Source organism: Nostoc linckia z4 (assembly GCF_002608075.1).
Taxonomy (GTDB): domain Bacteria; phylum Cyanobacteriota; class Cyanobacteriia; order Cyanobacteriales; family Nostocaceae; genus Nostoc; species Nostoc linckia.
Window position 1 is genome coordinate 165,409 of sequence record NZ_LAHA01000013.1, and the last position, 6,000, is coordinate 171,408.

Genomic DNA, 6,000 nt, shown 5'->3' on the forward strand with positions numbered 1-6,000 from the left:
TCAGCATCCCATCAACCTTGTACTGTTATTTTGCCTTTCAAATTATCTTTATACTATGATGATGCCTTTTGTTTTATTAAAAATTGTTATGTTACCTTGAATTTATGTTAATTTAACTTAACATAAACATTTACTCTAAGTAAAAATACGATTTTAAAATAAAATGCCGCTATCAATAGGTTTGGTGAGGGAACTCCAAAAAATAGATGATTTTGGTTAGATTTGTTAACTGTTGACTGTTCACAGTTAACGGTCAACCGTCAACCATCGACTAGTGAACAGTAGCAATGAAATATTTTTTACTTCCTTTCATATCATGTCCGGTAAATTACTTGTGATATGTCATTGCGAGTGCAACGAAGTGGAACGACGCAATCGCAAGGATTCTGCGATTACTTCGCTTCGCTATCGCTACGTACCCTTCTCTTCTCTACGAGACGCTAAGAGCAAACGAGACGCTACGCGTAGCTTGCTTCCACGAAGTGGTAAGGGTTCCGCCCTTGGCGGTACGTAATGACAAGCATTTAGCCGGACTTGATATCATTTGCAAGTTTCTAAACCCAATCTTCAATTAAATTACTACAAAAACGGTGAAGGGGCTGCCGTCAGTAGCTCCTTCACCTCCTTAGAAGGATTGTGATTGATAATGGCTCAATTTATTTTTTGGAAGTTGCTAAGTATTCAACCATACATAATTTTATACGCCTAGTAATTTTCTCTCTAAATCAAACAAAAAGCCGTGAATATACTCCTCAGTCCATTCATCACCATAGAAACGCTTGAACATTCCCCGCGCCGGGTCTTTTTCAGCTCGATATCGCAGGTATCGCAGTTGTGCTTGTTGGATATCTGCTAGGCTTTGGGAATCAGTTACAGGTTCTACTTGCTCTACAAAATCGAGGTAAGCTTTGAGATAATCTTGAAAGGCAGCAAATACTTGGGTTTCCACTACAACAGTTTCCTGGGGGCGAGTCCATAGAAAAGCAGGAGAAAAGAATGGTCGTGCTTCTTCTGGAAAATCGCCACCCCAACTTAGGTGTTGTTGATGGGTATGGAAGATAGGCAAGATTGGTTGGGTATACTTTGCCTGATATGCTGCATCGTCTCGGAATAAGGGTTGCATATCCAAGGCGATGAGGTGTCCTCCTGGTAATGTCACCAAATCTGCCCCAAAGAAAGGTAAGTCATAGTTCAGGTGTGGGAAAATCACGAAATTCAGCACTTGGAGGGAATTACCACCTTGTACGTGTGCTGCTCGAATTTGCCTGAGTTTTGTAGTTTGAAAAGCATAACTAGTGGTGAGAACCTCTTGTTGGTTCTTACCTTTACCCACAGTTGCAACCTTAGACTCAAATCCTTGAGGAATAGGATAGGGTTGTAAATCCAAACGCGATCGCATGTAGGCGATGGCATAATCGAGAAATGGCTGATAAAGTGTCATTTGATGTATAAAGATTGGGTATTGGGCATTGGGCATTGGGCATTGGGGATGGGAAGAGGACAAGGTAGACAAGGTAGACAAGGTAGCAATCTTTCTCTCTTGTCTCCCTTGTCTCCCTTGTCTCCCCCATCTCCCCATCTCCCCACCTTTCTATCTCCCTCATTTCCCCGCCCCATACCCCATACTCCTTGCGTCACCTTCTACTTACTACCAAAGGTACGGCATCTTCAAATAAGAACTCGTGGAGAAAGCGCTCAGCCCATTCATGACCGAAGTAACTGCTGAATAAGCCAGATGCAGGATCGCGGTCTGCACTATATTGGTCATAGTCTTTTTGAGCTTTGACAATACGCTGGATATCTTCTGGGTCTTGCAGAGGTTGGGCATTTTCTAACATTTGCCAATACAAGTTTAAGTAATCTTGAAATGCTGCAAAAACTCGCGTTGCTACTGTTTGAGCATCTGTTTTGGCAAATAACAAGTACTTAGAAAAGTACTGATTAGCATCGTAAAACTTCATTTCTAAGTTTTGCGATAAATCTGGGTATTTTTCATGGAGAAATTTCAGCGGCAGTATATATTTTTTTTGATACTCTTCGTCTTGAAATAAAGGTTGAAAGTCAAGGACAATCAGGTTTTTAATTTTACCAAAAGATAAAAAATCAATCCCTAATAAAGGTAAATCGTAGTGATGGCTGGGATAAATCACGCTGTTAAAAATTTGGGCGCTCTCCCCGGCATCAATGTAGGTATAGCGAATTTTTCGCAATTCTTGACATTGGTGACACCAACTACGGATGGTTGCTGGGTTTCTGCCGCGATCGCTAACTTTGAATTCCAAACCAGGAGGAATGTCCCTGCTTTGCAAATCAAACCGTTCAAATAGCTCTTTTTCTAAAAATTCCAGGAAAGGCTTATACATACAGCATGACTCATTAACCCTTGCATGAAAATAAAGTATGTCGATCGTACACGTCTCATTTCTTAGAAACAAAGCAACATTCCTTAATAGGGAATGGGGAATAGGGCATTGGGCATTGGGCATTGGGCATAGGAAGTTAGGAGTTATGAGAGGTAGGAGTTAGGAGTTAGGAGTTAGGAGTTATTCTCCTTGTCTCCCTTCTCCCCTCATCTCTCGATGCGCTATGCGCCATGCCCCATGCCCCATGCCCTATGCCCTAGCATGATTTTGAGCAATCATTTGCTCTAGCAGTTGTTGAGAAACACAACGACGCTCAGAACAATAAGTCATCAAGTTGATTCCGTTCATCATTCGCACGGTACTAACTCTGACACGAAAATCATCTGTTACAAACCAACAACGTTCTTGTCCTTGGTTGTTGTCATAATCAGTATCAATGGTCAGCACTCCATCATGAGCAAATCGATATCGGCTAACAACTGGAATGCTCTCTACATAGCCTTGGTTGCGGATTAATTTGCCAGAAAGCCCTGTTTCATCGTCGGGAATGTCAATCAAAATGGCGGCATTATCGGTATTTGGGGGTCTGGTGTCTAGGTTGGCTTGCCATGCAAAGCTAGCACCTCCAGTTGCTTTGTCTGGCTCTATTCCTTGTGCTTTACAGACTTCTTGCACTTTGGGATCTTCTTTTTCGATGACGGTAATGATTAAATTCGACTCGCCCGACTCATCTGCGGCTGAGTCAAAGTGATGAACCGAACGCTCTGTAAACCATGTGCCTTCACTTTTACGAAAAAAGTCAATCATTGACAATGGTGGTATTATATGCATTTATTGGGAAACCTCTTTTTTAAAACAATAATTTCGGCAAAATCTGGTTGTAATCCTACACACCAATATCTGGTGGAGACTGGCAATAGAGAGTAGGCAACACAATTTGTTTGTGAATGATTTTAGTAGTTTTGTACTACTACGCTGTATTATTTGTACTAATTATTTTGTTGTTATGTAAAATTTACAGATGACAGCTTGCATTTTATCTTTTTTGGTTCCTTGAGTGAAAGAATTAGTTTAATAGCTATTGTTAGTTTGATATCGTAATGACAAGTAGTGAAATTCACCTGAATACTAGAGAACGCCCCAGTCCAACACCAGAAATCTTATCAGCTCTCAAAGCGGGACTTCCTTTAGAAAAAGTAGATTTGAGCGAGTTCAATCTCCAGGGAGTTAATTTAAGACAAGCTAACTTGAGTCAAGCCAAGTTATTAAAAGCTGACCTCAGCGGGATGGTCTTGAGTGATGCAAATCTTAGTGGAGCAGATTTGCGGGGTGCTAACTTGCGGGGAGCCGATTTAAGTGGAGCAAATTTGCAGGGAGCTTATTTAAACCGCGCCGACCTCCAACAAGCAAATCTGAATGGAGCAAATTTGCAGGGAGCTAAACTGCAAGTAGCGCGTTATGATACACAGACGAAATGGCCTGAAGGTTATAACTACAAAAATTCCGGAGCAGTGGGGCCTGGTGCTAATCTTAATGCTGCTTATCTCAATACAGCTTTTTTACGCAATGCAGATTTGCAAGGAGCTAATCTGCGGGGAGCTTATCTCAGCGGTGCTGACCTGACTGGAGCCAATTTACAAGGAGCGGCTTTGAGTGGGGCTGATTTGAGTAAGGCTTATTTGACAGGGGCTTACTTACGCAATGCTCGATTAACTGGAGCCAATTTGCAAGGTACAGATTTGCGAGCAACTGACCTTACTAATGCAGAAATGGAGTATTTAGAGAGTATCGCCGGGGCAGATTTTACTCTCGCTCAAGGATTAGCACAAACAACCAAAGCCATGCTTCATAGCCGTCCAACATCAGAACTTGACGTTTGGAACGCCTACACCCGCAAAACAACTCGTGAAAGTTTAAGTTAAGGACGCAAGGGGAAAGGGGAAAGGGGAAAGGGGAAAGGGGAAAGGTTTCAAATAAATCCAAATCCCCTTACCCCTTAAGCTTTTCCCAGACCATAAGGGAAGTTCATACTGCTTATCCGAACCGTATTGCCCCATCTCCTGATTACGCCTAATCCCTACTTATATTATGTCCGGTTGAAGACTTATCATTAGGACTGACGTAGGGAATTTTTTTGATAAGTGATTGGGCGGACATTATAAGTAGGTGGACACAATTATTTAGAAGAGGCATTTCGACTTTACTCAATGCTCGGTAAGCTTATTCCAAGAGGGTTGAGCGCAGCGATGCACTGCGCCGCCCTGAGCTTGTCGAAGGGAGCGTGTCCAAGTGTCGAAACCCGGCGAGATCGAGTTAGGTTTAATTTAGTAGTCCTTTTACTTGTCACTTGGGATGAATGTAGGTAATTCACAAAGCTTGCCACTTTTGTTTGAGAAGCGCTAAAAATGTAGCGTATCCTTCGGAGAAACCGGGCGGATCTGGTAGAACATATTGTGGAAACTCTTTGTACGATCGCCAAGGTTCAGAAGCATTATGCCGTAAGTATAAAGCACATTCTGAGGAACCTGGTAATCGCCAAGTCATCTGACCAGTTGGTGTATCAGTCACAAATCTCTCCCGAAATCGAAGAAATTGATATTCTATTCCAAATTTTCGCAAACAATCAGGATATTTTGTTCTAATTTCAGATACAATCAGGCTCTATAAAAATAAGAATTTTAAAATTCACGCAAAAACGCAAAAAATTAGAAGGACTTTTGAGTGCTGACTGTCAACGGTCAACGGTCAACAGTCAACAGTCAACAGTCAACAGTCAACACCTAACAGTCTTCTGTGGAATATCTTTTTACTTGGAAGTCTTTATCGTGGCAACAAATCTTCTAAAGTAGCTCCCACAACTCGGTGATCTTTATCTTGCCTGAGTTGGTTGAGGGCTGCTTTTGCTTCGGGTTGGTCAAATCGTTTGAGGGCGTATGCCACTCGCACCCGCATCCGCCAAGATTCATCATTTACCAAGTTTAGTATTTGAGATAATGCTTGAACATGCAGGTTAGAATTAGCCAGCAAGCCCAGTGCATCAACAGAGGATTCCTGAACTGTAAAATCTTCATCTTTTAAACCCTGAACGCAGATATCAAATAATTCTTCAGGACAATCCATTTCAACGAGGGCTGCGAGAATAGTACGACGGACTAACCAGTGGTCATCCTGATAATACGTCAGAACTAGATGAGAAACTGCTATTCTCCCAAATAACGATAAGGAATTTGCTGCCTCAGCTCGCACGTTGGGGGTATCGTCGAATTTCATGATTTGGATTAAAGCAGCAAAAGATTCCGCAGATTGTTGGCTACCCAAACCCCTGGCCACAAAGGAACGCACCAAGAATTCTGAGTCATGGAGTTTACTAGTTAACAAAGGCACTGCAACTTCTGATTCATAATTTTTGAGTGCAGCGATCGCTTTTAAACGATACTGAAAATCTGGATTGTTTAGTTCAACTTTAATTTTATCGATTTCCATAGGTGTATTTATTGGGCTTATTCTTTACTTTATTTTACAAATGTCAAAAAATAGCGATGGCATTTGGGAAGATTACAGGGAATGGGGAATGGGGTATGGGGCGGGGAGATGGGGAGATGGGGAGATGGGGAGATGGGGAGATGGGGAGATGGGG

The 6,000-nt window shown here is 42.1% G+C and carries 7 protein-coding genes; 2 read left to right on the forward strand and 5 right to left on the reverse strand.

Annotated features, from left to right (window positions below; all coding sequences use genetic code 11):
• The first annotated feature begins 274 nt into the window (after nucleotides 1-274).
• Nucleotides 275-514 (forward strand): hypothetical protein, encoded by a 240-nt coding sequence (locus VF06_RS39145; protein WP_143861836.1) that lies wholly within the window; start codon nucleotides 275-277, stop codon nucleotides 512-514.
• Between the two features lie 183 nt (nucleotides 515-697).
• Here the strand turns inward: VF06_RS39145 and VF06_RS13650 are convergent, their stop codons facing one another.
• The 3 genes from VF06_RS13650 to VF06_RS13665 all read right to left on the reverse strand — a co-directional run bounded on the left by VF06_RS13650 (nucleotide 698) and on the right by VF06_RS13665 (nucleotide 3,194).
• On the reverse strand, nucleotides 698-1,441 hold the full coding sequence (locus VF06_RS13650; protein ID WP_099066257.1) for a phycoerythrobilin:ferredoxin oxidoreductase: 744 nt from the start codon (nucleotides 1,439-1,441) through the stop codon (nucleotides 698-700).
• Nucleotides 1,442-1,634: 193 nt separating this feature from the next.
• Nucleotides 1,635-2,363: a 15,16-dihydrobiliverdin:ferredoxin oxidoreductase gene (locus VF06_RS13660; protein WP_099066255.1), complete on the reverse strand. Its 729-nt coding sequence runs from the start codon at nucleotides 2,361-2,363 to the stop codon at nucleotides 1,635-1,637.
• A 249-nt stretch (nucleotides 2,364-2,612) separates the two neighbouring features.
• Nucleotides 2,613-3,194 carry a phycobiliprotein lyase gene (locus VF06_RS13665; protein WP_099066254.1) on the reverse strand — a complete coding sequence of 194 codons (582 nt, stop codon included), beginning with the start codon at nucleotides 3,192-3,194 and terminating at the stop codon, nucleotides 2,613-2,615.
• Nucleotides 3,195-3,463: 269 nt separating this feature from the next.
• On the opposite strand from VF06_RS13665, the gene VF06_RS13670 reads away from it, so the two are divergent.
• A complete protein-coding gene (locus VF06_RS13670) occupies nucleotides 3,464-4,285 on the forward strand; it encodes a pentapeptide repeat-containing protein (RefSeq protein WP_099066253.1) in 822 nt (273 codons plus the stop codon).
• Between the two features lie 445 nt (nucleotides 4,286-4,730).
• Here the strand turns inward: VF06_RS13670 and VF06_RS13675 are convergent, their stop codons facing one another.
• Nucleotides 4,731-4,931 (reverse strand): hypothetical protein, encoded by a 201-nt coding sequence (locus VF06_RS13675; RefSeq protein WP_099066252.1) that lies wholly within the window; start codon nucleotides 4,929-4,931, stop codon nucleotides 4,731-4,733.
• 252 nt (nucleotides 4,932-5,183) lie between these two features.
• The gene (locus VF06_RS13680) at nucleotides 5,184-5,846 is read right to left on the reverse strand and encodes a HEAT repeat domain-containing protein (RefSeq protein WP_099066251.1); all 663 of its coding nucleotides are present in this window, start codon (nucleotides 5,844-5,846) and stop codon (nucleotides 5,184-5,186) included.
• Nucleotides 5,847-6,000: the final 154 nt, after the last annotated feature.

Bases quoted from the DNA above. Each gene is read 5' to 3' on its own strand.
- VF06_RS13650 (WP_099066257.1), bottom strand. From the start codon at position 1,441: ATGACACTTTATCAGCCATTTCTCGATTATGCCATCGCCTACATGCGA.
- VF06_RS13660 (WP_099066255.1), bottom strand. From the start codon at position 2,363: ATGTATAAGCCTTTCCTGGAATTTTTAGAAAAAGAGCTATTTGAACGG.
- VF06_RS13665 (WP_099066254.1), bottom strand. From the start codon at position 3,194: ATGCATATAATACCACCATTGTCAATGATTGACTTTTTTCGTAAAAGT.
- VF06_RS13670 (WP_099066253.1), top strand. From the start codon at position 3,464: ATGACAAGTAGTGAAATTCACCTGAATACTAGAGAACGCCCCAGTCCA.
- VF06_RS13680 (WP_099066251.1), bottom strand. From the start codon at position 5,846: ATGGAAATCGATAAAATTAAAGTTGAACTAAACAATCCAGATTTTCAG.